The sequence below is a fragment of the Flavobacterium muglaense genome (assembly GCF_014305155.1).
Classification (GTDB): domain Bacteria; phylum Bacteroidota; class Bacteroidia; order Flavobacteriales; family Flavobacteriaceae; genus Flavobacterium; species Flavobacterium muglaense.
This window is the reverse complement of sequence record NZ_JACRUK010000112.1, coordinates 1-1,689: the sequence shown is the minus strand read 5'-3', so window position 1 is coordinate 1,689 and position 1,689 is coordinate 1. Positions and strand designations below refer to the sequence as shown.

Here is a 1,689-nt window from a genome sequence, read left to right as displayed (position 1 = left end):
TTATGAAAGTGATTATTTGGTAAAATTAAATCCAGTTATATGAAAATTGAGAATACTTTTTCAGCAAGCCCTAATTACAAGGTTTTAAAAATACACAATCCCTGGTTAAGAGATCGAAAGTTAGACAATCCAACCAATAAAAAATACAGCATCGAAATTCCGTTAAGTGGGTATTAGTTGTTGCAATAAAACGTAAGTATAAAAAAAATCATCCGCAATCTAGATTAGATTGCGGATGATTTTTTTTTGGAGTACACTAACTATTATTTTAGTGCTTTTAAAAGTCCTTCTGGAGCTTTTTCAAGATACATTTGGTTTTGTAAGCCTTCAATGGATTTTGAATCGCTCAAGTAGTTCGTACTTTTTTCTGAACTTTGTTGTATTGTTTTTCCGGTTCCAGTGATCTTTCCTATCGCTATGCTTAATAACGGTTCGCTAGGATTTCCAAGAACGTCAAGATTGCTTATGGTTTCTTTTAATTGATAATCCGGAGTCAGTCCGTTAAAGTAGTCGCCAAAACCCGCTGCGTTTGCTATTTTTAAAACAAGTGGTTGCATGGCGTAGCGGTGGTTTGCGTTTCTATTTGTTTTTCCAAAAGTAGGGGAGTCATATAAAGTAACTGATCCTACATTTTTTCCAGTTGTTACATCGCCTATTTGTACAACATTTATATACGGTTTTAAGCCGTTTATAACCAGCTCACTTGCAGATGCGGTACTTTTTGAGGTTAGGATGTAGATTTTTGGCAAATCGACACTATTGATGTCGGTTGAGCTTATTTTGTCTGCAAAATAATTGTTTAAGGCGTCTGGATTGTTTGAAGCGTAGTAATCGTTGATTTTAGAGTTCCATTGTTGTTTTGCAAAAATCTTGGTAGTGGCTTGTTTTGTAATCATACTAGCAAGTCTTGTTGCGGTAAGTATTGATCCTCCACTATTGTATCTTAAATCCAATACCAAATCGGTTATTCCTGCTGATTTTAATGAACCAAACGCATCGTTTAGTTGGCTGTCATATTCAGCATAGAATCCATTATACATTAGATAACCTATTTTGTGTGTCCCATTGGTAATTACTTTATTGATAAAAATAGGGTTTTCGGCCAAGGTTGTTTTTGTTAATGCAACTGATTTTCCATTTAAAGTAACGGTGCTGCCATTGTAATAGGCTAGATTTAAGGTATAAGTATCTGCAGCCAGTAATGTTTGGTAGTTGCTAATGGTAAGTGGTGTCCCGTCTACTGCAGAGAACAAAGTTCCTCTCTTAATGTCTTTTGTAGCGGCATCAGAGTTTGGAAGGATGTAGCGAACGTATCCAAATACTTCGGTAGTACTTCCGGGCTTGTACGATAGTCCATATTCAACACCGTTATTTTTGGTAATACCACCAAGTGCTTGCTCTAGTACTAAATAGTCGGATACAATCCAGCTAAAACGGTCAATTGTTTTGTCTACTCGTAGTGCTGTAAATAAATCTTCAGGCACAGGGTAGTTTGTTAGAAAAGCATTGAGCTGGTCTTGTGTCGCAAAACGATCATCGGCTAAATTAGGAACATCGGCTTGCCATAAATAATATTGATTTAATCCTTTCCAGATGAAGTCTTGTATTTCTAAATTAGGGCTTGCTGAAAAATTGCAAATCCAATAAAACAGAGGTATTTAGAGCTACTTTTTCTTGTTTAAATGCAAA

1 protein-coding gene and 1 pseudogene are annotated in these 1,689 nt (G+C 35.8%); one reads left to right on the top strand and one right to left on the bottom strand.

All coding sequences use genetic code 11. The annotated features are described in order from the left end of the window. Window positions 1-72 precede the first annotated feature (72 nt). Window positions 73-177, top strand: a pseudogene (locus H8R24_RS17980) (lytic transglycosylase domain-containing protein); the annotation flags it as partial. Window positions 178-263: 86 nt separating this feature from the next. Here H8R24_RS17980 and H8R24_RS17975 read toward each other — a convergent pair. Beyond that, entirely contained in the window at window positions 264-1,607 is a 1,344-nt protein-coding gene (locus tag H8R24_RS17975; protein ID WP_317172603.1) for a S41 family peptidase, read from the bottom strand. Window positions 1,608-1,689 lie beyond the last annotated feature (82 nt).